The 22622-nt window shown below is 60.2% G+C and carries 22 protein-coding genes; 14 read left to right on the top strand and 8 right to left on the bottom strand.

Translation table 11 applies throughout. The features are described 5' to 3' along the window. Window positions 1-4: 4 nt before the first annotated feature. From LIY36_RS11165 to dksA, 4 genes are all read right to left on the bottom strand, one after another. Complete coding sequence (locus LIY36_RS11165; RefSeq protein WP_192298904.1) at window positions 5-2959, bottom strand: sensor histidine kinase; 2955 nt, start codon at window positions 2957-2959, stop codon at window positions 5-7. Continuing rightward, window positions 2943-3119 carry a hypothetical protein gene (locus tag LIY36_RS11160; RefSeq protein ID WP_003176118.1) on the bottom strand — a complete coding sequence of 59 codons (177 nt, stop codon included), beginning with the start codon at window positions 3117-3119 and terminating at the stop codon, window positions 2943-2945. Before LIY36_RS11160 ends, LIY36_RS11165 begins: the two co-directional genes overlap by 17 nt. Before the next feature lie 62 nt (window positions 3120-3181). After that, entirely contained in the window at window positions 3182-4069 is an 888-nt protein-coding gene (gene gluQRS / locus LIY36_RS11155) for a tRNA glutamyl-Q(34) synthetase GluQRS (protein ID WP_226455719.1), read from the bottom strand. 83 nt (window positions 4070-4152) lie between these two features. Further along, window positions 4153-4596 (bottom strand): RNA polymerase-binding protein DksA, encoded by a 444-nt coding sequence (gene dksA, locus LIY36_RS11150; protein WP_192298902.1) that lies wholly within the window; start codon window positions 4594-4596, stop codon window positions 4153-4155. A gap of 318 nt (window positions 4597-4914) precedes the next feature. Here dksA and LIY36_RS11145 point away from each other — a divergent pair, with 318 nt between their 5' ends. Together LIY36_RS11145 and sfsA are read left to right on the top strand one after the other, a co-directional pair. Then, window positions 4915-6087, top strand: a complete 1173-nt coding sequence (locus LIY36_RS11145; protein WP_226455718.1) for a pyridoxal phosphate-dependent aminotransferase — start codon at window positions 4915-4917, stop codon at window positions 6085-6087. Further along, window positions 6087-6797: a DNA/RNA nuclease SfsA gene (sfsA, locus tag LIY36_RS11140; RefSeq protein ID WP_226455717.1), complete on the top strand. Its 711-nt coding sequence runs from the start codon at window positions 6087-6089 to the stop codon at window positions 6795-6797. The genes LIY36_RS11145 and sfsA overlap by 1 nt, the downstream gene beginning before the upstream one ends. On the opposite strand, the gene LIY36_RS11135 is transcribed toward sfsA, so the two are convergent. After that, window positions 6794-7111, bottom strand: coding sequence for a Rieske (2Fe-2S) protein (locus tag LIY36_RS11135; protein ID WP_226455716.1), 318 nt, complete (start codon window positions 7109-7111; stop codon window positions 6794-6796). The genes sfsA and LIY36_RS11135 overlap by 4 nt on opposite strands. 155 nt (window positions 7112-7266) lie before the next feature. Between LIY36_RS11135 and LIY36_RS11130 the strand changes: the two genes are divergently transcribed. From LIY36_RS11130 to LIY36_RS11120, 3 genes are read left to right on the top strand one after another with little or no spacing between them, the layout of a single operon-like run. Next, window positions 7267-8145, top strand: a complete 879-nt coding sequence (locus LIY36_RS11130; RefSeq protein ID WP_226455715.1) for a heme/hemin ABC transporter substrate-binding protein — start codon at window positions 7267-7269, stop codon at window positions 8143-8145. Window positions 8146-8195: 50 nt separating this feature from the next. Continuing rightward, a complete protein-coding gene (locus LIY36_RS11125) occupies window positions 8196-9179 on the top strand; it encodes a FecCD family ABC transporter permease (RefSeq protein WP_226455849.1) in 984 nt (327 codons plus the stop codon). After that, window positions 9179-9946: a heme ABC transporter ATP-binding protein gene (locus LIY36_RS11120; protein ID WP_226455714.1), complete on the top strand. Its 768-nt coding sequence runs from the start codon at window positions 9179-9181 to the stop codon at window positions 9944-9946. Before LIY36_RS11125 ends, LIY36_RS11120 begins: the two co-directional genes overlap by 1 nt. Window positions 9947-10190: 244 nt before the next feature. On the opposite strand, the gene LIY36_RS11115 is transcribed toward LIY36_RS11120, so the two are convergent. From LIY36_RS11115 to LIY36_RS11105, 3 genes are all read right to left on the bottom strand, one after another. After that, on the bottom strand, window positions 10191-10463 hold the full coding sequence (locus tag LIY36_RS11115) for a TfoX/Sxy family protein (RefSeq protein WP_010562703.1): 273 nt from the start codon (window positions 10461-10463) through the stop codon (window positions 10191-10193). A gap of 203 nt (window positions 10464-10666) precedes the next feature. After that, window positions 10667-11011, bottom strand: a complete 345-nt coding sequence (locus tag LIY36_RS11110; protein ID WP_192298896.1) for a pentapeptide repeat-containing protein — start codon at window positions 11009-11011, stop codon at window positions 10667-10669. A gap of 93 nt (window positions 11012-11104) precedes the next feature. Continuing rightward, the gene (locus LIY36_RS11105; RefSeq protein WP_226455713.1) at window positions 11105-12661 is read right to left on the bottom strand and encodes a bifunctional aminoglycoside phosphotransferase/ATP-binding protein; all 1557 of its coding nucleotides are present in this window, start codon (window positions 12659-12661) and stop codon (window positions 11105-11107) included. Between the two features lie 118 nt (window positions 12662-12779). Here LIY36_RS11105 and mrcB point away from each other — a divergent pair, with 118 nt between their 5' ends. The 9 genes from mrcB to msrQ all read left to right on the top strand — a co-directional run bounded on the left by mrcB (window position 12780) and on the right by msrQ (window position 22597). Continuing rightward, window positions 12780-15104 (top strand): penicillin-binding protein 1B, encoded by a 2325-nt coding sequence (gene mrcB, locus LIY36_RS11100; RefSeq protein ID WP_192298894.1) that lies wholly within the window; start codon window positions 12780-12782, stop codon window positions 15102-15104. 16 nt (window positions 15105-15120) lie between these two features. Beyond that, window positions 15121-15855, top strand: a complete 735-nt coding sequence (locus LIY36_RS11095; RefSeq protein ID WP_192298893.1) for a tetratricopeptide repeat protein — start codon at window positions 15121-15123, stop codon at window positions 15853-15855. Continuing rightward, a complete protein-coding gene (locus LIY36_RS11090; RefSeq protein ID WP_192298892.1) occupies window positions 15855-16184 on the top strand; it encodes a YqcC family protein in 330 nt (109 codons plus the stop codon). The genes LIY36_RS11095 and LIY36_RS11090 overlap by 1 nt, the downstream gene beginning before the upstream one ends. Window positions 16185-16615: 431 nt before the next feature. Then, complete coding sequence (locus LIY36_RS11085; protein ID WP_192298891.1) at window positions 16616-18340, top strand: acetolactate synthase 3 large subunit; 1725 nt, start codon at window positions 16616-16618, stop codon at window positions 18338-18340. 2 nt (window positions 18341-18342) lie between these two features. Beyond that, window positions 18343-18834 (top strand): acetolactate synthase small subunit, encoded by a 492-nt coding sequence (gene ilvN / locus LIY36_RS11080; RefSeq protein ID WP_003176102.1) that lies wholly within the window; start codon window positions 18343-18345, stop codon window positions 18832-18834. 47 nt (window positions 18835-18881) lie between these two features. Continuing rightward, the gene (gene ilvC / locus LIY36_RS11075; protein ID WP_003194132.1) at window positions 18882-19898 is read left to right on the top strand and encodes a ketol-acid reductoisomerase; all 1017 of its coding nucleotides are present in this window, start codon (window positions 18882-18884) and stop codon (window positions 19896-19898) included. A 144-nt stretch (window positions 19899-20042) separates the two neighbouring features. After that, window positions 20043-20900: a CDP-diacylglycerol--serine O-phosphatidyltransferase gene (gene pssA / locus LIY36_RS11070; protein WP_017734128.1), complete on the top strand. Its 858-nt coding sequence runs from the start codon at window positions 20043-20045 to the stop codon at window positions 20898-20900. 63 nt (window positions 20901-20963) lie between these two features. Continuing rightward, a complete protein-coding gene (gene msrP, locus LIY36_RS11065; RefSeq protein WP_226455712.1) occupies window positions 20964-21977 on the top strand; it encodes a protein-methionine-sulfoxide reductase catalytic subunit MsrP in 1014 nt (337 codons plus the stop codon). After that, complete coding sequence (gene msrQ, locus LIY36_RS11060) at window positions 21977-22597, top strand: protein-methionine-sulfoxide reductase heme-binding subunit MsrQ (protein ID WP_226455711.1); 621 nt, start codon at window positions 21977-21979, stop codon at window positions 22595-22597. Before msrP ends, msrQ begins: the two co-directional genes overlap by 1 nt. Window positions 22598-22622 lie beyond the last annotated feature (25 nt).

The raw sequence follows: 22622 nt of genomic DNA, 5'->3' as shown, positions 1-22622 counted from the left end.
GGTCTCAGTTCACAGCGGACGTCGCTTCGACATGACGCGGCAAGGTCACCCGAATACGGGTGCCGCGTTGGCTTTCGGTGTCAGCCGGGCTGTCGATGGTGATTTGTCCATAATGCTCTTCAACGATGGAATAGACCAGTGCAAGGCCCAGACCGGTGCCTTCACCCGGGTCCTTGGTGGTGAAGAAGGGTTCGAACAATCGGTCCATGATGTTCTGTGGAATGCCGCTGCCTTCGTCCTCGACGATCAGGTCGACCGTATGCTCGAAAGCCTCGGTCTTGACGCGTACCGCACCACCGGCCGGGGTCGCGTCACGGGCATTGGACAACAGGTTGATCAGCACTTGGGCCAGACGCTGTGAGTCGCCATCGACCCAATGGTCCGGGTCGCACAAGTTGAAAAACTGTACTTCGAAATTTCGTCGGTTCAAGGCCAGCAGCCCGATGGCGTCCTGCGCCACTTCGGCCAGGCACACCGCTTCGTCCTGATTTTGATGGGCGCCGGCGTGGGCAAAGCTCATCAGCGACTGCACGATGCGTGATACGCGCTTGGTCTGTTCGAGGATCTGCCCGCTGATCTCGGTGATTTCACCGTCCTCCTCGCGCTCTTCGCGCAGGTTCTGCGCCAGGCACGCGATACCGGTGATCGGATTGCCAATCTCGTGGGCCACACCGGCTGCCAGGCGACCAATACTGGCCAACCGCTCGGAGTGCACCAGCTTGTCTTCGAGCATCTGGGTTTCGGTCAAATCTTCCACCAGCAACACCAGGCCGCTGTTGCCCGGCGCCAGGGGCTCGTCGATGGCGGCTTTGTGCAGGTTCAGCCAGCGGGTCTGGCCGTCGAGGGCCAAGTGCTGTTTGTGCAAGTGCTCGTCGGGCAGGTTGATGAAACCTTGCAGCAACTCTCTCCACGGCTCGCCCAGGGTATTGAGGCGCGAGCCGACGACCCGTTGCGCAGCGATGCCGGTGAGTTCTTCCATGGCCTTGTTCCACATCAGGATCTCTTGATCCTTGGCCAGGGAGCAGACGCCCATCGGCAGTTCCTGCAGCGTCTGGCGGTGGTAACGGCGCAAGGCGTCGAGTTCGGCGGCAAGGCCCGTGAGGCGCGAGTGGTAGTCCTCCAGCCGGCTTTCGATGAAATGGATGTCTTCGGTGACGTAGTTTTCGCCGCCCGCCTTGTAGGGCAGAAAGGTTTCCACCATGTCCTGGGACACGCTGGGACCCATCAGGCCGGACAGGTTGGCCTCGATGCGATCACGCAGACGGCGCAGCGCGTACGGGCGACGTTCGTCGAACGGCAGGTAGAGATCGCGCAGGGCCTGCTCGACTTCCTTTTGCGCGGCCTTGGCGCCCAGTGGCTTCGCCAGTTGCGTGGCGAATTCCTGGGGTGAGGCCGCGTGCAGTTCGCGCCGTTGCGGGCGGCGCACGTTGTCCACCGCGCAGGCTTCGGCGGCGCTGGTTTCCTCGGGACTGGCATTGGTGAACAGCGAGATCAGGGTGAACATCAGGACGTTGGCGGCCAGGGATGCAATCGCCGCCATGTGCCAACTGGTGTCGTCGAGCACGTAGATCATGTTCAGCAGCGGGATGTAGAAGCCCTGCAAGTTGCCGACCAGCGGCAGCAGCATGGTCACCGTCCAGACCAGGATCCCGGCCAGCAGCCCGGCGATGAAACCGCGGCGATTGGCTGTCGGCCAGTACAGCACCGACAACACCCCCGGCAGGAACTGCAAGGTGGCGACAAACGCGACGATGCCCAGGTTGGCCAGGTCCTGCCCGGCGCCGAGCAGCAGGTAGAAGCCGTAGCCGGCCATGATGATCGCGACGATCAATGCACGGCGCGTCCACTTCAGCCAGCGGTAGATATTGCCTTCGGCCGGCGGCTGGTACAGCGGCAGCACCAAGTGGTTGAGCGCCATGCCCGAGAGCGCCAGCGTGGTGACGATGATCAGCCCGCTGGCCGCCGATAAACCGCCGACATACGCCAACATCGCCAAGGCCGGACTATTGGCCGCAATGCCGATACCAAGGGTGAAATATTCAGGGTTGGTGGTCGCGCCCAGCTTGAGGCCGGCCCATAGGATCAGCGGCACCGCCAGGCTCATCAGCAACAGGAACAGCGGCAAGCCCCAACTGGCACTGACCAGCGAGCGGGGGTTGAGGTTTTCAGTGAAGGTCATGTGGTACATGTGCGGCATCACGATCGCCGAGGCAAAGAACACCAGCAATAACGTGCGCCACGGGCCTTCCTGCAAAGGTGTGTGCAGGGCCGCGAGGGCGGTCTGGTTTTGCAGTAGCCACAGTTCCAACTGTTGCGGGCCGTCGAACACGCCGTAGAGCGCATACAGGCCGACGCCGCCGATGGCGATCAGCTTGATCACCGATTCAAAGGCAATCGCAAACACCAGGCCTTCGTGCTTCTCGCGGGTGGCGATATGGCGCGAACCGAAGAAGATCGTGAACAGTGTGATCAGTGCGCAGAACGCCAGGGCGACGCGATGCTGCACGGGCTCGCGGGTGAGAATGCTGATGGAATCAGCCACCGCCTGGATCTGCAGGGCCAGCAGCGGCAGCACGCCGATCAACATGAAAATCGTAGTCAGCGCGCCAGCCCAGGTGCTGCGAAAGCGGAAGGCGAACAGGTCGGCCAGGGACGACAGCTGGTAGGTGCGGGTAATTTTCAGGATCGGGTACAGCAACACCGGTGCCAGCAGAAACGCGCCGGACACGCCGAGATAGCTGGAAAGAAAACCATAACCGTACTGATAGGCCAGGCCCACCGTACCGTAGAACGCCCAGGCGCTGGCATAGACGCCGAGGGACAAGGTGTAGGTCAACGGATGGCGAATGATCGCCCGCGGAATCATTCCGCGCTCACTGATCCAGGCCACCCCGAACAGCGCGGCCAGGTAGGCGGCGCTGACCAGTAGCATCTGGGTGAGACTAAAGCTCATCGGCATCTTTTTGGCTCTGCAGGATGAAAGTCACGACGATCAGGATCAGCCACAGCAGATACGGGCGATACCAGGCGCCCGTGGCGTCGATCCACCAATCCATGATGGCGGGAGAAAACAGGTAGATCCCGACGACCAGCAGCAGGACCAATCGATAGATGTACATGTTGGCCTCTGATTAGAAAACTGCGGCGATGGTAACGGATGGTGGGCAAGCTGCAAGCGCCTTCAGCTCAATTGCGCTTCGGCCAGCGTGAGTGTGCGGGGGATCTGTGCCGCATCCCAGTGCAGGATGCCCCAATCAAGCAGTTCCCGTGGGCTGGCGTGCAACAGCTCGTCGCCGGGTTGCTGGCCGAGGGCGCGCAGTGCCCGCAGTAGCAAAGGCGTGGCCTGGTCTGGCGTCAGCGGTGGGGAGCGGTAGGACTTGCCCAGTTTGTTACCGTCCGGCTGGACGATCAGTGGTACGTGCAGGTAGCGCGGTTGGCGCAGGCCCAGCAGTTCTTGCAGATACAACTGGCGTGGCGTGGAGTCGAGCAGGTCGGCACCGCGGACAATATCGGTAACACCTTGCCAGGCGTCGTCGAGGACCACGGCCAGTTGATAGGCGTACAGGCCATCGCGGCGACGGATGATGAAGTCGCCGACATCGCGGCCCAGGTGCTGTCGGAATTCGCCCTGAACCCGGTCGGTAAAGTGATACTCCAGTTCCGGCACACGCAAACGGATTGCGGCATCTTGCTGATCGTGACCGGCGTTGCGACACAGGCCGGGATAGATCCCGTTGTAGGGCTCCAGCTGTTTGCGCGAGCACGTGCAGGCGTAGGCCAGGCCATGGTTGAACATATCGTTCAACACTTTGGCGTAGGCGTCATGCCGCTCGCTTTGTCGGACCAGTTCGCCGTCCCATTCGAAGCCGTAGCTTTCCAGCGCATGCAGGATGGCTGCCTGGGCGCCGGGCTCTTCACGGGGAGGGTCGAGGTCTTCCATACGCATGAGCCAGCGGCCTTGATTGGCGCGGGCGTCGAGGTAGGAGGCGAGGGCTGCGACCAGGGAGCCAAAGTGCAAATGGCCGCTGGGCGTGGGGGCGAAGCGCCCGATATAGGTAGAGGCTGTCATGGGCCGGATACTACTGGAAAAACGGTAAACGCCAGAAACAAAAATGGGGCGTTTGCACGCCCCATTTGTTCAGCTCGCAAGGATTACTTGCCGACCTGCTTTTCCTTGATTTCCGCAAGGTTCTTGCAGTCCACGCACATGTCTGCGGTAGGACGGGCCTCGAGGCGGCGAATACCGATCTCGATGCCGCAGGACTCGCACCAGCCGTATTCTTCGTCTTTGATCATTTGCAGTGTCTTGTCGATCTTCTTGATCAACTTGCGCTCGCGATCACGGGCGCGCAGTTCGAGGGCGAACTCTTCTTCCTGGCTGGCACGGTCTGCCGGGTCAGGGAAGTTGGCTGCTTCGTCCTTCATGTGGTCAACGGTACGGTCGACCTCCTGCATCAAGTCCTGTTTCCACTTGTTCAGGATCTTGGTGAAGTGCTCGCGCATGGGCTCGCCCATGTACTCTTCGCCCTTCTTTTCCACATAGGGTTCGAAGCCGCTGAGGCCTTGAGTCTGCTGTTGCTTTGCTTGGGTGGACATGAATAGACCGCCTCTCACTCTTCTAATCCATTGCGCAGGATTGCAACATCACCGACACCTGCCGGCCCTGCGGCTGCAAGCGGGCGAACTTACCAGATAGATTCGGGGTGCGCCACTCCCGGTTGTCGAGGCCGTGGCGAAGGCGTCGCAAACTGCGGCGGCCCGTCGTAGCTGGGCATGCACTGTCTCGAATCTTGATTTTAGTCGTTTTGCAGGCGCTTGCCCGGCCTGCGCGGATAGCCGGGCAGGCAATAGAACATGTTTTACCGCGTGGGTTCGGTAGAATCCGGATTTTGTCCTCACCGTTAAGGAAGGCTAATGGTCCAGCCCTACAGTGCGCGCAGTCGCGCCATCGAACCTTTTCATGTCATGGCGTTACTGGCACGTGCCAATGAGCTGCAGGCCGCCGGGCATGACGTGATCCACCTGGAAATCGGCGAGCCGGACTTCACCACCGCCGAGCCGATTATCCGTGCCGGCCAGGCGGCGCTGGCCAATGGCAAGACCCGTTACACCGCAGCCCGCGGCCTACCTGAGTTGCGCGAAGCGATCAGCGGTTTCTACCAGCAACGTTACGGCTTGAATATCGACCCGGAGCGCATCCTGATCACGCCTGGGGGCTCAGGTGCATTGTTGTTGGCCAGCAGCTTGTTGGTGGATCCGGGCAAGCACTGGTTGCTGGCCGACCCTGGCTACCCGTGCAACCGCCACTTCCTGCGGCTGGTGGAGGGCGCGGCGCAGTTGGTGCCGGTGGGCCCGGACGTGCGCTACCAACTGACCGCCGAGCTGGTGGCCAGGCATTGGGACCAGGACAGTGTGGGCGCGCTGGTCGCTTCCCCTGCCAACCCGACCGGCACCATTCTCACGCGCGACGAACTGGCTGGCTTGTCGACGGCAATCAAGGCGCGTCACGGTCACTTGGTGGTGGACGAGATTTACCACGGCCTCACCTACGGCACCGATGCCGCCAGCGTGCTCGAAGTGGACGATGACGCCTTCGTCCTGAATAGTTTTTCGAAGTATTTCGGCATGACCGGCTGGCGCCTGGGTTGGCTGGTAGCACCACCGGCTGCAGTCGGGGAGTTGGAGAAACTCGCGCAGAACCTCTACATCAGCGCACCCAGCATGGCCCAGCATGCCGCGCTCGCGTGTTTCACCCCGGACACCCTGAGCATCCTCGAGGAGCGCCGCGCCGAATTCGGCCGTCGTCGCGACTTCCTGCTGCCGGCCCTGCGTGAACTGGGTTTTGGCATTGCGGTTGAGCCGGAGGGGGCGTTCTATTTGTATGCCGATATCAGCGCGTTCGGTGGTGATGCCTTCGCGTTCTGTCGACACTTCCTTGAAACCGAACATGTGGCGTTTACGCCGGGGCTGGATTTCGGTCGCCATCAGGCCAGCCATCATGTGCGTTTTGCCTACACGCAAAACCTTGAGCGGCTACAAGAGGCGGTGGATCGGATCGCCCATGGGTTGCGGAGCTGGCAAGGCTGATGCGTTTTAATCCTCCCCTCGAAGAAGCGCGGCTGATCCGTCGTTACAAGCGCTTTCTCACCGATATCGAAACCGTTGGCGGCGAGTTGCTGACTATTCACTGCCCGAACACTGGCTCGATGCTCAACTGCATGGTGGAAGGCGGGCAGGTGTGGTTCAGTCGTTCCAATGACCCCAAGCGCAAGCTGCCCGGCACCTGGGAAATCGCCGAGACACCCCAGGGCCGCCTGGCCTGCGTCAATACGGCACGCGCCAATCAGTTGGTCGAGGAGGCGTTGCACGCCGGGGTGATCGCTGAGCTCAATGGCTTCACCGCACTCAAGCGTGAAGTGCCGTACGGCCAGGAGAAAAGCCGCATCGATTTTCGCCTGGAATACCCCGACGGTGTGGCTTATGTGGAAGTCAAAAGTGTCACCCTGGGCTTCGATGGCAGTGCGGTCGCGGCGTTCCCGGACGCGGTAACGCAGCGCGGAGCCAAGCATCTGCGCGAGTTGGCGCACCTGGCCCGCGAAGGGGTACGGGCGGTGCAGTTGTATTGCGTCAACCTCTCGGGGATTGAGGCGGTGCGCCCGGCCGTGGAAATCGATCCCGCTTACGCGGCGGCATTGCGTGAGGCCAAGGCTGCCGGTGTACAAGTGTTGGCGTATGGCGTGCGGGTCACGCCGCTGGAAGTATGCGTAGAGCGTCGCCTGGACGTACTGCTCGACTAGAGTTCCACCCACAAGCCCTGTGCGTCTTCACGGCCGGGCAGGGCGGTGAGGCTTTGGCCGGCGCACGGGCCGTAGATGCACTCGCCACTTTCGATCAGGAACAAGGCACCGTGGGTGGCGCACTGGATCAGGCTGGCGCTGGTGTCAAGGAACTGGTCCGGCTGCCATTCCAGCGGGATGCCGCGATGAGGGCAGCGATTGATGTAGAAGTAGGCAACGCCGTCACGGCGCACCGCCAACAGTTTGCAGCCATCGATTTCAAAACCGCGGCTGCTGTCGTGGGCGAGGGTGTCGGAGGGGCAGAGAAACTTCATTTCAATCCTTAAGTGCCTTGACGTTCAAATGCAAACAATTATCAAATGCAGGCTTCGCCCGTCAGCTGACTGGGCGCCCAGTACGATGCCCGGCAGGGATTATCTGTCACATCGATGAGTGCCCGTAAGGCCCGCCTTTGGAAGGAAACCCTGTTATGCGCTTGAGTGCCAGCGCTATTGCGCTTGTTGTCGGACTGCTGTTCAACCTCGGGGCACACGCCTCTGAACGGCCACAACGCTGGGTCAGTGCCGGTGGGGCGCTTTCGGAGTGGGTGACGGCCCTGGGGGGCGAGTCGAAGCTGGTGGGGGTGGACACCACAAGCCAGCATCCGGCCTCACTCAAGGCCTTGCCGAGTATTGGTTATCAACGACAACTGTCGGCGGAGGGCATCCTGAGCCTGCGTCCACAGATTCTGGTGGGCACCGAGGAGATGGGGCCGCCGCCGGTGCTGGCGCAGATCCGCAGCGCGGGCGTGCAGGTGGAGATGTTCTCGGCCCAGCCGGATCTGCCGACGCTGAAGGGCACCCTCCAGCACTTGGGCAAGTTGCTGGGTGATGAAACCAAGGCCAATGAGTTGTTTAGCGGATATGAGCAGGCTCTGGATCAGCAGAGGAACTGGTTGACCAAGGCCCAAGCCACGCAAAAGGCCCCGGGTGTATTGCTGTTGCTCGGTCATTCGGGTGGCAAGCCGCTGATTGCCGGCAAGGATACGGCGGCGGACTGGGTGTTGCAGCAGGCCGGTGGACGCAACCTGGCGACCCACAGTGGTTACAAGCCGTTTTCGGTAGAGTCGCTGGCTGGCTTGAGCCCTGATGTGCTGGTGTTCTCTGATCGCGCCCTGAGCGGTGATGCGGCGCGGGCGGCCCTGTTCAGGGAGAACCCGATCCTGGCTGCAACCCCGGCGGCCAAAGGGGGGCGGGTGTTTGAGCTGGACCCCACGCTCTTGGTCGGTGGGCTTGGGCCGCGCTTGCCGCAAAGCCTCAAGCAATTGTCCGCCGGGTTTTATCCGTCCCAGGCCAAGCCTGCCCCATGACCACTCTGGTTAAACCCAAGACGCTGTTTATCGGGCTGGCGCTGTTGTGTGTGTTGGCGATTTGGCTCTCATTGGCCCTGGGGCCGGTCAGCCTGCCGTTGTTGGATACGCTCCGCGCGGCTTTGCGCTTGATGGGCGCCCCTGTCGAGGCCCAAGGGCTGGAGCAGGCGGAGCTGATCCTGGGGCAGATCCGTTTGCCGCGTACGTTGCTGGGGCTGGCGGTGGGCGGGGTGCTCGCGTTGTCGGGCGTGGCGATGCAGGGCCTGTTTCGCAATCCGCTGGCGGACCCGGGGCTGGTCGGGGTGTCGAGCGGCGCGGCGTTGGGGGCGGCGATTGCGATTGTCGGCGGCGCTTTTTTTGGCGGTTTGCCGCAAGCGTTCGGCCCTTATTTGTTGTCATTGTGTGCGTTTCTCGGTGGCTTGGGGGTCACCGCACTGGTGTATCGGCTGGGGCGGCATAACGGGCAGACGAACGTCGCGACAATGCTGCTGGCCGGCATCGCTCTTACGGCGCTCGCGGGTTCGGCGGTGGGGCTGTTTACTTATCTGGCGGACGACGCCACCTTGCGCACCCTGACCTTCTGGAACATGGGCAGCCTCAATGGCGCCAGCTATTCGCGGCTGTGGCCGTTGCTGCTGGTGAGTGCCGCTGTCGCGTTGTGGCTGCCGCGTCGGGCCAAGGCCTTGAATGCGCTGCTGCTGGGCGAGTCCGAGGCCAGCCATCTCGGGGTTGATGTTGAGCGGCTCAAGCGCGAGTTGGTGTTCTGTACGGCCCTCGGTGTGGGCGCAGCCGTGGCGGCGGCGGGGATGATCGGGTTTGTCGGCTTGGTGGTGCCGCATCTGGTGCGATTGCTGGCGGGGCCGGATCATCGGGTGTTGCTGCCGGCGTCGGTGCTGGCGGGGGCGAGTTTGTTGCTGTTTGCCGACTTGGTGGCCAGGCTGGCTTTGGCGCCGGCGGAGTTGCCCATCGGTATTGTGACTGCGTTTATCGGCGCGCCATTTTTTCTCTACCTGTTGTTGCGGGGGCGTGCCTGATGCTGCGTGTGGAAGACCTGCAGATCCGTCGCGGCCGCAAAACCGTGCTGGCGGATGTCACCCTGGAGCTGCTGCCGGGTGAAGTACTCGGTGTGCTGGGCCCCAATGGCGCGGGCAAAAGCACGCTGCTCGGTGCGTTGTGCGGTGAGTTGCCGCCGGATCTGGGCGGCGTATGGTTGGATCAGCGCCCGCTGAGCGAGTGGAGTGGTTCGCAGCGCGCGCAACGTTTGGCGGTGTTGCCGCAGTCTTCGTCCCTGGAGTTTGCCTTTCGCGTCGAAGAAGTCGTGGGCATGGGCCGCTTGCCCCATCAGACCGGGCGGATGCGCGATGATGAAATCATCGCGGCGGCCCTGCTGGCGGCGGATGTCGGGCATTTGAGCGGTCGCAGTTATCTCGCCTTGTCCGGCGGCGAGCGTCAACGCGTGCACCTGGCGCGAGTCCTGGCGCAGCTGTGGCCGGGGGAGGCTGGGCAGACATTGTTGCTGGATGAGCCGACATCGATGCTCGACCCCTTGCATCAACATACGACCTTGCAGGCTATCCGCACCTTCGCCGATCGCGGCGCGGCAGTGTTGGTGATTCTTCACGACCTGAATCTGGCGGCGCGTTACTGTGACCGGATCTTGCTGCTGGAGGCGGGGCGTCCCCATGCCCTGGATACGCCAGCACAGGTGATGCAGCCGGAGCCGCTCAAGGCAGTGTTCGGTTTGGATGTGTTGGTACAGCCGCATCCGGAACGGGGGCATCCGCTGATCATTGCGCGCTGAAACGCACTTTTGCGCAGGCAAAAAAAGACCCGGCAAGAGCCGGGTCAAATAACCGTGATTAGCCTGATGAGGAGATAATCTGAGAGTCCGAACCAATGGTCTTTCAGTTATCGGCTGATCTCGCGACCAGTTGTGATAATCATAACGATTCTCATTTGAGAGTCAACATTTGTTTTTGCATGCATTCGTGCTTTTCTCAAACGCTCGTTCGTAACCCCCGTCAACCCTGGCTCTGACCGTCGCGCTAATTCTTCTGGCGCGCCGAGATAGCATCCAATTGACGGTTCAACGCTTCCTTGCGCTCGGCTGGAATGTCATTCCAGTGAACATCCATCAACGCCCCTTCAATTGCATACAGCAAGACTTTCGATGCGCGGAACCCGCGAGTCCGTACAGCTCGGTAGGCGTCGACCGCGCCCAGGCGACGCAGGTCGGACGCACTGTGGATGCCCACCGCATGCAGCCATTGTGCTGACGTCTTGCCGAGGTTTTTCAGGTGTTGCAGCTCATCGTTCATCAAGCCTCCTTGCGACGGCCGAATGGTGCGGTGGGTATCGTGACCAGGCAAGCCTGAAAAGGAGTGTAGCGCTCAGTAGGAAAAGCGTAGTTCTTTGGCCTGAAACGGCCTAAAAGCTTATAAGAATGGTGCGGGGATTTTTTGCAGGACAGGGATGGAGCACCCCGGAGCACTGAATGTGTCCGGGGCTTTACGGCAGGGAATTACTTGGTGCGATAACGCAGGCGTGTACCGAAATTGACCGACATGAGGATCTCGTCGGCGGTCAGTTCGGGCGGGAAGTAAGTACCGGAGATCTGTGCATGGGCCAGGCTGGCGCCTTCGAGCGAGCACTCGCGCAGATCCAGGCCGCGTAAATCGGCCGAGCGGAAATAGGCGTCGGTGAAGTCCACGCCCGCGGCTTCCAGTTCGCGTAAATCCAGCCCTCGGAAGTCGCCACCGCGCATGTCGATCGTGCCGCCTTTTGGGCGCTCTAGGTTGAAGCCGCGAATATCGTCTTTATGCAGGAGCGAGTAGAGCGGTGTATCAAGAAGCTTCGGCTGACTCATGATGGCAACTCCTGTTAGTTTTATGACGCCATTATAGTGCCACTATTGCTTGGCCGTGCGCCGAAAGTCGGTGACACGGCCAAGAAATTTTTCTTACAGCCCAGGCAGGCGCTGACGGATGTGCGCGACCAAAGCGTCCAGTGTCCCGCTTTCATTGGTTTCGACGCGTTTGCTCAGGAGCAGTTCCTCGGCGCTCAGTGGTTCGCGGTTGGCCTGTTGCTCTTCGATAACGGCCAGTGTTGCGTCGGACGGATCGTTTTTGTCGGCCTGACGTTGTGCCAACCAGCTCTCGATAACGGCTTGTGGTGCGTTGCAGTCCAGGATCAGGAACGGTGCGCCGGTGGCTTCGGCAACCTTGGCGGCGGCGTCGCGTTGTGCGCGCTTGAGGAACGTGGCATCCAGCACTACCGGGAAACCGGCGCGCAGCACGATATCGGCGATTTCATTCAAGCGCGCGTAGGTGGCAGCGCTTGCATCGGCTGCGTAGATACCGGCCTTGGGTGTGTTCTCGACCTGCTGCTCGCCGAACAGGCGTTTGCGTTCCACATCCGAGCGCAGGCGCACGGCACCCAGTGCCTCGACCAGGCGCATGGCCACCTGGCTTTTGCCCACCGCGGAAACGCCGTGGGTAATTGCCAGGAACCGCGAAGGAATGGTGCTGTAGCTTTCCGCCAGGTTGGCGTAGTTGCGGTACTGGCGCAGGCTGCTGGCGCGTTGCACCGGGCTGGCGTCGCCCGGCATGCTGAACAGCGCGATCTTGGCGCGTACCAGGGCACGGTAGGCTTTATAGAAGTTCAGCACTTCGAGGCCCTGGTAGTCGCCGGTCAGTTCCAGGTATTGGCTGATAAAACGCCGTGCCAGGGATTTGAGGCCACGGTCTTCCAGGTCCATCGCGAGGAAACCGGTATCCGCGTACACGTCGGTGAAACGGAACGGCTCGTTGAACTCGATGCAGTCGAAGATCACCACCTGGCCGTCGATCAAGGTGGCGTTGCCCAGGTGGATGTCGCCGTGGCATTCACGGGTGAAGCCGTCCTGCTTGCGCTGGATGAACAGTGGCTTGAGGCGTTCGAAGCTGCTTTCGGCCCAGGCTTGCAACGCGTCGAGTTGAATCAGGTCGGCCTTGTCGCTGAGGAAGGGACGGATCTGGTCGAAGTTCTGGCGCACTGGTGCCATCACCTCGTCCGGAGTGCCGGCCGGGTGGTCTTGCGCAACTTTCGGTGCCGTCAGGTGGAACTGTGCGATCTGTTTGGCCATCTCATCGATGTGCGCGCTGGTCAGTTCGCCGTTGGCTTGCAAGGTGCTGAGCAGTTGGCTTTGCGGGAACTGGCGCATTTTCAGCGCGTACTCGATGACCGGGCCTTCACCGCCCAGTTGTGGGGCTTCGGCGGTGCCAGTGATCGGCAGCACCTCAAGATACAAATCCTTGGTCAGGCGCTCGTTGAGGCGCAGCTCTTCCCGGCAGAAATGGCCGCGATCATCCAGGGCCGTGAAGTCCAGAAAGCCGAAGTTCATCGGTTTCTTCAGTTTATAAGCGTAGGGCCCAGTGAGTATGACCCAGGAAATGTGGGTCTCGATCACTTGGAATTCTTCAACCGGATGAGGGTACAAAGCCGGGTTTTGCAGGGCTGCGATCAGGGACTGGCTCACGGGCGATCCTTCAAAGACTGGGGGAAATCATGGCGGGCATTATGGCTGCTGATGTCTGCCGTGCAAACCGCTGTCCGGCTCATGTTGATCATCAATAAAGTGCGTATAATCCGCCGCCATGACTCGAACCCGATCTCCCCGTTCCCGTAAAAAACCTCCTTCCCGTGGCCTGCGCCCTTGGCTGGGCTGGGCGCTCAAGCTCAGCCTGGTGGGCCTTGTGGTCCTCGCCGGCTTCGCCGTGTATCTCGATGCCGTGGTGCAGGAGAAGTTCTCCGGCAAGCGCTGGACCATCCCGGCCAAGGTGTATGCGCGTCCATTGGAATTGTTCAATGGCCAGAAGCTGAGCAAGGATGACTTCCTAACCGAGCTTGATGCCTTGGGCTATCGCCGTGAGCCCGTGAGCAACGGCCCGGGCGCCGCTGCCGTCAGCGGCAATACCGTCGACCTGAACACCCGTGGCTTCCAGTTCTATGAAGGCCTGGAAAAAGCCCAGCCGGTGCGCGTGCGTTTCTCCGGCGACTATGTGGCCGAGTTGTCTTCCCTCAACGGTTCGAAGCTGCCGGTAGTGCGTCTGGAACCGCTGATGATCGGCGGGATTTATCCGAAGAACCTTGAAGATCGCATCCTGATCAAGCTCGACCAGGTGCCGCCGTACCTGCTCGAAACCCTGGTCGCCGTAGAAGACCGCGATTTCTACAGCCACTGGGGCGTCTCGCCGAAGTCGATTGCACGTGCCATCTGGGTGAACACCTCCGGCGGCAAGATGACCCAGGGCGGCAGTACGCTGACGCAACAGTTGGTGAAGAACTTCTACCTGACCAACGAGCGCAGCCTGACCCGTAAGCTCACCGAAGCCATGATGGCGATGCTGCTGGAAGTGCATTACAGCAAGCAGGAAATCCTCGAGGCGTACCTCAATGAGGTGTTCGTCGGCCAGGATGGTCAGCGCGCGGTGCATGGTTTCGGTCTGGCCAGCCAGTTCTTCTTTGGCCAGCCGCTGTCCGAGCTGAAGCTGCATCAGGTCGCTTTGCTGGTGGGGATGGTCAAGGGCCCGTCCTACTACAACCCGCGTCGCAACCCGGAGCGTGCGCTGGAGCGTCGTAACCTGGTGCTTGATGTGCTTGAGCAGCAGGGCGTTGCCACTGCAGAACAAGTGGCTGCGGCGAAGAAGATGCCGCTGGGCGTGACCACGCGCGGCAAGTTGGCTGACAGTTCGTTCCCGGGCTTTATCGACCTGGTCAAGCGCCAGTTGCGTGAAGACTATCGCGACGAAGACTTGACCGAAGAGGGCCTGCGTATCTTCACCAGTTTCGACCCGATCCTGCAGATGAAGGCCGAGGCGTCGGTAAATGACACCTTCAAGCGCATGACCGGCCGCAAAGGCGCCGACGAAGTTGAAGCGGCCATGGTCGTGACCAACCCGGAGACCGGCGAGGTCCAGGCCCTGGTTGGCAGTCGCCTGGCCAGCTTTGCCGGGTTCAACCGCGCGCTGGATGCGGTGCGACCGATCGGCTCGCTGGTCAAGCCGGCGGTTTACCTGACCGCGCTGGAGAAGCCGAGCAAATACACGCTGACCAGTTGGTTGTCGGATGATCCGCTGTCGGTCAAAGGCGGGGATGGCCAGGTGTGGACGCCGCAAAACTTCGACCGCCGTTCCCACGGCACGGTTTTCCTGTACCAGGGCCTGGCGCACTCCTACAACATCTCCACTTCACGCCTTGGGCTTGAAGTGGGCGTGCCGAACGTGTTGAAAACCCTCGCACGCCTGGGCATTACCCGTGAGTTCCCGGCCTTCCCGTCGATCCTGTTGGGTGCCGGTGCGATGACGCCGATGGAAGTCGCGACGATGTACCAGACCCTGGCCAACGGCGGTTTCAATACGCCGATGCGTGGGATTCGGAGCGTGCTGACTGCCGAAGGCGAGCCGCTCAAGCGTTATCCGTTCCAGATCCAGCAGCGTTTCGATGCAGGCTCCATCTACCTGATCCAGAACGCCATGCAGCGCGTGATGCGTGAAGGTACGGGCGCCTCGGTCTATAAGGTGCTGCCGTCGAACCTGACACTGGCGGGCAAGACCGGCACCAGTAACGATTCGCGCGACAGCTGGTTCGCCGGTTTCGGCCAGGATGTGCTGGCGGTGGTGTGGATGGGCCGTGATGATAACGGCAAGACTCCGTTCACCGGCGCGACAGGTGCGTTGCAGGTCTGGACCAGTTTCATGCGCAAGGCCGACCCGCTGCCGTTGAACATGCCGCAGCCGGACAACATCGTGCAGGCCTGGATTGATCCGCACACGGGGCAGGGCTCTGACGCCAACTGTCCGGGTGCGGTACAGATGCCGTATATTCGCGGCAGCGAGCCACCACCCGGCGCCGCGTGCGGTGGCAGTTTGCCTGCTGACGCGGAGTCGGTGATGGATTGGGTCAAGGGCTGGATGAATTAAGCGAAGAGGGTTTCACGTGAACAAGTGGTTGTTTCCAGCTATTACAACTCTGGCTTTGCTCGGTGGTTGCTCCAGCGTGCAGCGCGGCTCCATCCCCGTGGTGGATTCGAGCACCGCTGTCTCCAACAGCGACCGTATCTCGGCCAATGGCGGTTTCCGCCAGACCGTGACCAACCGTCCCGCCCAGGCCCGGCCGCAGGCTGTGCCGCAGGATTCGGGCGTGGTGGTGATGGTGCCGGGTGCTGGCGCCGCGACATCGGCGCCCATCAGTGCCGAGCCGTGGACGCCGGGGCCAAGCACTTCCGGCCCGATCGATTCCACGCCGATCCAGTCGGCGCCGATCAACCAGGGCACCTACAATATGCCGTCGACGCCGAGTGGCATTCCGTCGTCGTCCAATTCCGGCGGCCTGTCGGCTGACGAGCAACTGGACGGCCCGGTGCTGGCGTTGTTGACCACTGCCCAGCAACAGCAGGCCGGTGGCGATTTGAACGGCGCATCGTCGAGTCTTGAGCGCGCCCAGCGTGTGGCACCTCGTGAGCCGCAAGTGTTGTATCGCCTGGCCCAGGTGCGCATGGCCCAGGGTGATGCGCCACAAGCCGAGCAGTTCGCCCGTCGTGGCCTGACGCTGGCCAATGGTCGCCCCGACCTGCAAGCCAACCTGTGGGCCCTGATCGGCGACGCGCGCGCCGCCCAGGGTGATGCCGCCGGTGCTGCTCAGGCGCGGCAGAAAGGCAAGGTCACGTACTGATGGATGCACGGTTTCCCGCAATTGCCGAGCAATTATTGCTGATCGAGCGCGAATTGCGCGTGCAGGGCTGGTGGGACGAGGTGTCCCCCGGCATTGAAGCGCTCAGCAGTGTCGAGCCGTTTTCGGTGGATACCCTGGACTTCCACCAGTGGCTGCAATGGATCTTTTTGGTGCGCATGAAGCAGATCCTCGAACAGGACCTGCCGCTGCCCAATGCCTCGGGGATCCTGGAGATGGCGGAAATGGTCTACGCCGACCGTCCGCGTGAGAGCCTCGGATTGCGTAACGCGCTGAAAAAGTTCGACCAATTGATCGTCGACGCTCGTTAATTGCCTGACTGCCGGGTTTTCCGGCAGTCTTGCGCACATTTCTACCGCTTGACGACATTCAGGCGAGTTTTATCCCTCCTCAAAGCCCTTTCTTCTACGTTCTCATGCGCTTAGTTGGAAAAAAGCGCAATTATTGCTTGACTTGAACGGCCTGAAACAGAAGAATCCAAAGTCCGCTGTATCGGGACTGCCAGAAGCAGGCCCGCTCAGCAGATCATGAGGCGCACACCCGCGCCGACCTGTTACACCCGCAACGCGTTACCTCGCGCTGGGTGGGAAAAGCCCGCAACACTTGGGACGATCCCAATACTTGCTCAGTCAGTGCTGACGTAGTCGGCGACCACCGTCGCTCATGCTCTGTTGAGAAGTAAACCTATTAAGACCCGTCGGTTTTCAACGGACGGTATTCTGGCGTTTTAGAGGTGAACAACGTGGAGCTTTTATCTGGCGGTGAGATGCTCGTCCGCTTTTTGCGTGACGAAGGCGTCGACTATATCTACGGGTACCCAGGTGGTGCTCTGCTGCATGTCTACGACGCACTGTTCAAGGAACCGGCTGTCAACCACATCCTGGTTCGCCACGAACAGGCCGCGACCCATATGGCGGACGGTTACGCCCGTGCCACCGGCAAGGCCGGCGTGGTACTGGTAACGTCCGGCCCAGGCGCAACCAATGCCATTACCGGCATCGCGACTGCTTATATGGATTCTATTCCGATGGTGATCATTTCCGGTCAGGTGCCAAGCACCATGGTCGGCACTGACGCATTCCAGGAAACCGACATGATCGGTATTTCCCGGCCGATCGTGAAACACAGCTTCATGATCAAGCACGCCTCGGAAATCCCGGAAGTCATGAAAAAGGCGTTCTACCTCGCACAGTCCGGTCGCCCGGGCCCTGTGGTGGTCGACATTCCAAAAGACATGACCAACCCGGCGGAAAAATTCGAATACGTCTTCCCGAAAAAGGCCAAGCTGCGCTCCTACAGCCCGGCCGTCCGTGGGCACTCGGGGCAAATCCGCAAGGCGGCAGAAATGCTCCTGGCGGCCAAGCGTCCCGTACTGTACTCGGGTGGTGGCGTGATTCTCGGTGGTGGTTCCGCACCGCTGACCGAACTGGCCAAGCTGCTCAACCTGCCGGTAACCAATACCTTGATGGGCCTCGGCGCATTTCCGGGTACCGACCGTCAGTTCGTCGGCATGCTCGGCATGCACGGCAGCTACACCGCCAACCTGACCATGCACCACGCCGACGTGATCCTGGCCGTGGGCGCTCGTTTCGATGACCGTGTGATCAACGGCGCGAGCAAATTCTGCCCGAATGCCAAGATCATCCACATCGACATCGACCCGGCGTCCATCTCCAAGACCATCAAGGCCGACGTGCCGATCGTGGGTCCTGTAGAAAGCGTATTGACCGAAATGGTCGCTGCGCTCAAGGACATCGGCGAAACGCCGAACAAGGAATCCGTTGCCAGTTGGTGGAAACAGATCGACGAATGGCGCGGTGATCGCGGCCTGTTCCCTTACGACAAGGGTGACGGCAGCATCATCAAGCCACAGACCGTGATCGAGACCCTGTGCGAAGTGACCAAGGGCGACGCCTTTGTGACCTCCGACGTGGGCCAGCACCAGATGTTCGCCGCGCAGTACTACAAGTTCGACAAACCAAACCGCTGGATCAACTCCGGTGGCCTGGGCACGATGGGCTTTGGTTTCCCTGCGGCCATGGGTGTGAAACTGAGCTTCCCGGACAGCGACGTCGCGTGCGTCACCGGCGAGGGCAGTATCCAGATGAACATCCAGGAACTGTCGACGTGCCTGCAATACGGTCTTCCAGTGAAGATCGTGTGCTTGAACAACGGCGTACTGGGCATGGTTCGCCAGTGGCAGGACATGAGCTACAACAGCCGTCACTCCCATTCCTACATGGAATCGCTGCCGGACTTCGTCAAGCTGGTTGAAGCCTATGGCCATGTCGGCATTCGCATCACCGATCTGAAAGATCTGAAGCCGAAGATGGAAGAAGCGTTCGCCATGAAGGATCGCCTGGTGTTCATCGATATCAAGGTGGATACCAGTGAGCACGTCTACCCGATGCAGATCAAAGACGGCTCTATGCGCGACATGTGGCTGAACAAGACGGAGCGTACTTAATCATGCGGCACATTATCTCCCTGCTTCTGGAGAACGAACCCGGCGCTCTGTCTCGTGTTGTCGGCCTGTTTTCGCAACGTAACTACAACATCGAAAGCCTGACCGTGGCCCCGACCGAAGACCCGACCCTGTCGCGTCTGACGTTGACCACCGTGGGTCACGATGAGGTGATCGAGCAGATCACCAAGAACCTCAACAAGCTGATCGAAGTGGTCAAGCTGGTCGACCTGTCGGAAAGTGCCCACATTGAGCGCGAGCTGATGCTGGTTAAAGTCAAGGCCACGGGCGCCCAACGTGCCGAGATCAAGCGCACTACCGATATTTATCGCGGGCAGATCGTCGATGTGAGCGCCAGCGTTTATACCGTTCAACTGACCGGTACAAGCGACAAGCTGGACAGCTTCATCCAGTCGATCGGGACGGCCTCGATTCTGGAAACGGTACGCAGTGGTGTCACCGGCATTGCCCGTGGCGACAAAGTACTCAGCATCTAAACCAAATTAGCGAATGGCCTTACGGCCTGGATATATAGAGGAACCTCATGAAAGTTTATTACGATAAAGATTGTGACCTGTCGATCATCCAGGGCAAGAAAGTCGCCATCATCGGCTACGGCTCCCAGGGTCACGCGCAAGCTTGCAACCTGAAAGATTCCGGCGTTGACGTGACTGTTGGCCTGCGCAAAGGCTCGGCCACTGTTGCCAAGGCAGAAGCCCATGGCCTGAAAGTGACTGACGTTGCTTCCGCTGTTGCTGCTGCCGACCTGGTCATGATCCTGACCCCGGACGAGTTCCAGTCCTCGCTGTACAAGAACGAAATCGAGCCGAACATCAAGAAGGGCGCCACCCTGGCCTTCTCCCACGGCTTCGCGATCCACTACAACCAGGTTGTGCCGCGTGCTGACCTCGACGTGATCATGATCGCGCCGAAAGCACCGGGTCACACCGTGCGTTCCGAGTTCGTCAAAGGCGGCGGTATCCCTGACCTGATCGCGATCTACCAAGACGCATCGGGCAACGCCAAAAACGTTGCGCTGTCCTACGCAGCAGGCGTGGGTGGTGGTCGTACTGGCATCATCGAAACCACCTTCAAGGACGAGACTGAAACCGACCTGTTCGGCGAGCAAGCCGTTCTGTGCGGCGGTACCGTTGAGCTGGTGAAAGCTGGCTTCGAAACTCTGGTTGAAGCTGGCTACGCGCCAGAAATGGCCTACTTCGAGTGCTTGCACGAACTGAAGCTGATCGTTGACCTCATGTACGAAGGCGGTATCGCCAACATGAACTACTCGATCTCCAACAACGCCGAATACGGCGAATACGTCACTGGCCCGGAAGTGATCAACGCCGAGTCCCGTCAGGCTATGCGCAACGCCCTGAAACGTATTCAGGACGGCGAATACGCCAAAATGTTCATCAGCGAAGGCGCTACCGGCTACCCTTCGATGACCGCCAAGCGTCGTAACAACGCCGCTCACGGTATCGAAGTCATCGGCGAGCAACTGCGCTCCATGATGCCGTGGATCGGTGCCAACAAGATCGTCGACAAAGCCAAAAACTAAGTCGTACGGATCAAGGGAGAACGCGGCTTAGGCCGCGTTTTTTCGTTTGGGGGGCAGGTTCTGGTATAAAGCTGCATCGTTTGCGGGCGAACACTCGCCGCAAGTATCTGTCGAATTTTTTCACACCGTTGCAAGGTAAAGTCCATGAGCGAACGTCCCGAAGAGCCAAACCAGGCTCCTGACGCCGAAAGCCTGCTACCGATCGATGAGCATGTCGAAGAAGGGCATGACGCGGAGGGCCGCAAGGTCCGGCATCGTGGCATCTATCTGCTGCCCAATCTGTTCACTACGGCGAACCTGTTTGCCGGGTTCTATTCCATCATCAACTCCATGAGCGCCCAAAGTGCGCTGGCAGCGGGTGATGCGGTGAGTGCCAGCAAATACTTCGGTTTTGCTGCCATCGCAATCTTTGTTGCCATGGTGCTCGACGGCCTTGATGGGCGTGTGGCGCGCATGACCAATACCCAAAGTGCCTTCGGTGCCGAGTATGACTCGCTGTCGGACATGGTTGCCTTTGGTGTTGCGCCTGCGTTGCTGGCGTTTGCCTGGGCGCTGGGTGATATGGGCAAGGTCGGCTGGATGGTCGCCTTTATCTATGTCGCCGGGGCTGCATTGCGCCTGGCGCGTTTCAATACCCAGGTTGGGACCGCTGACAAGCGTTACTTCATTGGTCTGGCCAGCCCGGCTGCAGCAGGTGTGGTGGCGGGTATCGTCTGGGCATTCAGTGACTACGGTATCCAGGGTTCGAAGATGTCGTTCCTGGTGGCCTTGATGGTTGCGGCCGCTGGCATGCTGATGGTCAGCAACATCAAGTACAACAGCTTCAAGGAACTGGATCTCAAGGGGCGCGTGCCTTTTGTGGCAATCCTGGCCGTTGTGCTGGTGTTTGCAGTGGTCTTCAGTGATCCTCCGCGGATCCTGCTGCTGGCGTTCCTGGTCTATGCCGCGTCGGGCCCGGTTCAGTACTTGCTGCATCTGCGTCGGGACAAAACATTGCCTTAATGTAATTTCCCCCATACTCCGCAGTCTATTGGTGCATCAGTTCTCCAATGCTGCGGAGTTGCCATGTTAATCAAATTGCCAAAAGCGTCCGATTGCCACGAGTCGGATGTCACACCTGAATCCCTTTATTTCTCTCGCCGCAGCTTGCTCGGTGGTGCGCTCGCCGGTATCGCTGCCAGCAGCTTGCCGCGCTGGGCCAGTGCGACTGATGCTTCCCGTTACGCCGATGTTGAGCCGGGCAAGGCACCGAATTGGTTTGCCGAGAAACTGCCTGGCACTCAATGGCAGGCTGTGACGGTGAAGGATGAAGCGATCACCCCCTTCAAGGATGCGACTCACTACAACAACTTCTATGAGTTCGGCACCGGCAAGGGCGATCCGGCAACGAATGCGGGTTCGCTCAAGACCGAGCCCTGGAGTGTTGTGATTGATGGTGAGGTTGCCAAGCCAGGGCGTTATGCCCTGGAAGACTTTATGAAGCCTTATCAGTTGGAAGAGCGGATCTACCGTTTACGGTGTGTCGAGGCGTGGTCGATGGTCATCCCCTGGATCGGCTTCCCTATCTCGGCGTTGCTCAAGCAAGTCGAACCGACCTCCAAGGCCAAGTACATTCGATTTGAAACGCTTCAGGACCCCAAGAGCATGCCGGGCCAGCGTTCGAGTTTTGGTTTGATCGACTGGCCATATATAGAAGGGTTGCGTCTGGATGAAGCGATGAACCCTTTGGCGATTCTTGCCGTTGGCATGTACGGGCGTGAACTGCCCAACCAGAACGGCGCGCCGCTGCGCTTGGTGGTGCCTTGGAAGTACGGCTTCAAAAGCGTGAAGTCCATTGTGCGCATCAGCCTGGTGAGTGAACAGCCGAAAACCACCTGGCAGAGTATTGCGGCGGATGAGTATGGGTTCTACGCGAACGTTAACCCCACGGTTGATCATCCGCGGTGGACCCAGGCGCGGGAGCGTCGCCTGCCGAGCGGCCTGTTCAGTCCCAATGTGCGTGAGACACAGATGTTCAATGGCTACTCGGATGAGGTTGCCTCCCTGTATGCCGGCCTTGATCTGCGGAAGAACTACTGATGCGCTACCCCATCTGGCGCCTCGGCGTTTTTATCGCAGTGGCCGTGTGGCCGCTATTCTGGCTATATGAGGCGTGGAGCTCTGTTCTCGGGCCTGATCCGGGCAAAGTGCTGGTGGATCGGCTGGGCCTGGGGGCGTTGGTCCTTTTGCTGATCACCCTTGGAATGACGCCGTTGCAGAAGCTCAGCGGCTGGGCGGGGTGGATAGCTGTACGCCGGCAGTTGGGCTTGTGGTGCTTTACTTACGTAGTGCTGCATCTGGCGGCTTATTGCGTGTTTGTCCTTGGGCTCGATTGGTCGCAGTTGGGTGTGGAGTTGCGCAAGCGGCCTTATATTATTGTGGGGGCGTTGGGCTTCTTGTCGCTTTTGGTGTTGGCGGTGACTTCAAATCGCTATAGCCAGCGACGTTTGGGGAGTCGGTGGAAGAAATTGCATCGCCTGGTTTACGTGATTCTTGGGCTCGGCTTGCTGCATATGTTGTGGATAGTGCGGGCTGATCTCAAGGAGTGGGCGGTCTATGCATCTATAGGTGTGTTGCTTTTGGCCCTGCGGATACCACCGGTGATGCGCCGAATCCCTCGCCTTGTTGCCAAAAAGGCACCTTCTGCAACAAAAGCGTAATTAAAGGTTGACGGCGAATTGTAAC

Source organism: Pseudomonas sp. AF03-9, assembly GCF_020515815.1.
Lineage (GTDB): Bacteria > Pseudomonadota > Gammaproteobacteria > Pseudomonadales > Pseudomonadaceae > Aquipseudomonas.
Note: the sequence above shows the minus strand (reverse complement) of the source record. Positions and strands in the feature narration are given on the sequence as shown.

What these genes read in the sequence shown, in the direction of transcription:
- LIY36_RS11165 (WP_192298904.1), bottom strand. Translation starts at nt 2,959, where the DNA reads ATGCCGATGAGCTTTAGTCTCACCCAGATGCTACTGGTCAGCGCCGCC.
- LIY36_RS11160 (WP_003176118.1), bottom strand. Translation starts at nt 3,119, where the DNA reads ATGTACATCTATCGATTGGTCCTGCTGCTGGTCGTCGGGATCTACCTG.
- gluQRS (WP_226455719.1), bottom strand. Translation starts at nt 4,069, where the DNA reads ATGACAGCCTCTACCTATATCGGGCGCTTCGCCCCCACGCCCAGCGGC.
- dksA (WP_192298902.1), bottom strand. Translation starts at nt 4,596, where the DNA reads ATGTCCACCCAAGCAAAGCAACAGCAGACTCAAGGCCTCAGCGGCTTC.
- LIY36_RS11145 (WP_226455718.1), top strand. Translation starts at nt 4,915, where the DNA reads ATGGTCCAGCCCTACAGTGCGCGCAGTCGCGCCATCGAACCTTTTCAT.
- sfsA (WP_226455717.1), top strand. Translation starts at nt 6,087, where the DNA reads ATGCGTTTTAATCCTCCCCTCGAAGAAGCGCGGCTGATCCGTCGTTAC.
- LIY36_RS11135 (WP_226455716.1), bottom strand. Translation starts at nt 7,111, where the DNA reads ATGAAGTTTCTCTGCCCCTCCGACACCCTCGCCCACGACAGCAGCCGC.
- LIY36_RS11130 (WP_226455715.1), top strand. Translation starts at nt 7,267, where the DNA reads ATGCGCTTGAGTGCCAGCGCTATTGCGCTTGTTGTCGGACTGCTGTTC.
- LIY36_RS11120 (WP_226455714.1), top strand. Translation starts at nt 9,179, where the DNA reads ATGCTGCGTGTGGAAGACCTGCAGATCCGTCGCGGCCGCAAAACCGTG.
- LIY36_RS11115 (WP_010562703.1), bottom strand. Translation starts at nt 10,463, where the DNA reads ATGAACGATGAGCTGCAACACCTGAAAAACCTCGGCAAGACGTCAGCA.
- LIY36_RS11110 (WP_192298896.1), bottom strand. Translation starts at nt 11,011, where the DNA reads ATGAGTCAGCCGAAGCTTCTTGATACACCGCTCTACTCGCTCCTGCAT.
- mrcB (WP_192298894.1), top strand. Translation starts at nt 12,780, where the DNA reads ATGACTCGAACCCGATCTCCCCGTTCCCGTAAAAAACCTCCTTCCCGT.
- LIY36_RS11090 (WP_192298892.1), top strand. Translation starts at nt 15,855, where the DNA reads ATGGATGCACGGTTTCCCGCAATTGCCGAGCAATTATTGCTGATCGAG.
- ilvN (WP_003176102.1), top strand. Translation starts at nt 18,343, where the DNA reads ATGCGGCACATTATCTCCCTGCTTCTGGAGAACGAACCCGGCGCTCTG.
- ilvC (WP_003194132.1), top strand. Translation starts at nt 18,882, where the DNA reads ATGAAAGTTTATTACGATAAAGATTGTGACCTGTCGATCATCCAGGGC.
- pssA (WP_017734128.1), top strand. Translation starts at nt 20,043, where the DNA reads ATGAGCGAACGTCCCGAAGAGCCAAACCAGGCTCCTGACGCCGAAAGC.
- msrP (WP_226455712.1), top strand. Translation starts at nt 20,964, where the DNA reads ATGTTAATCAAATTGCCAAAAGCGTCCGATTGCCACGAGTCGGATGTC.
- msrQ (WP_226455711.1), top strand. Translation starts at nt 21,977, where the DNA reads ATGCGCTACCCCATCTGGCGCCTCGGCGTTTTTATCGCAGTGGCCGTG.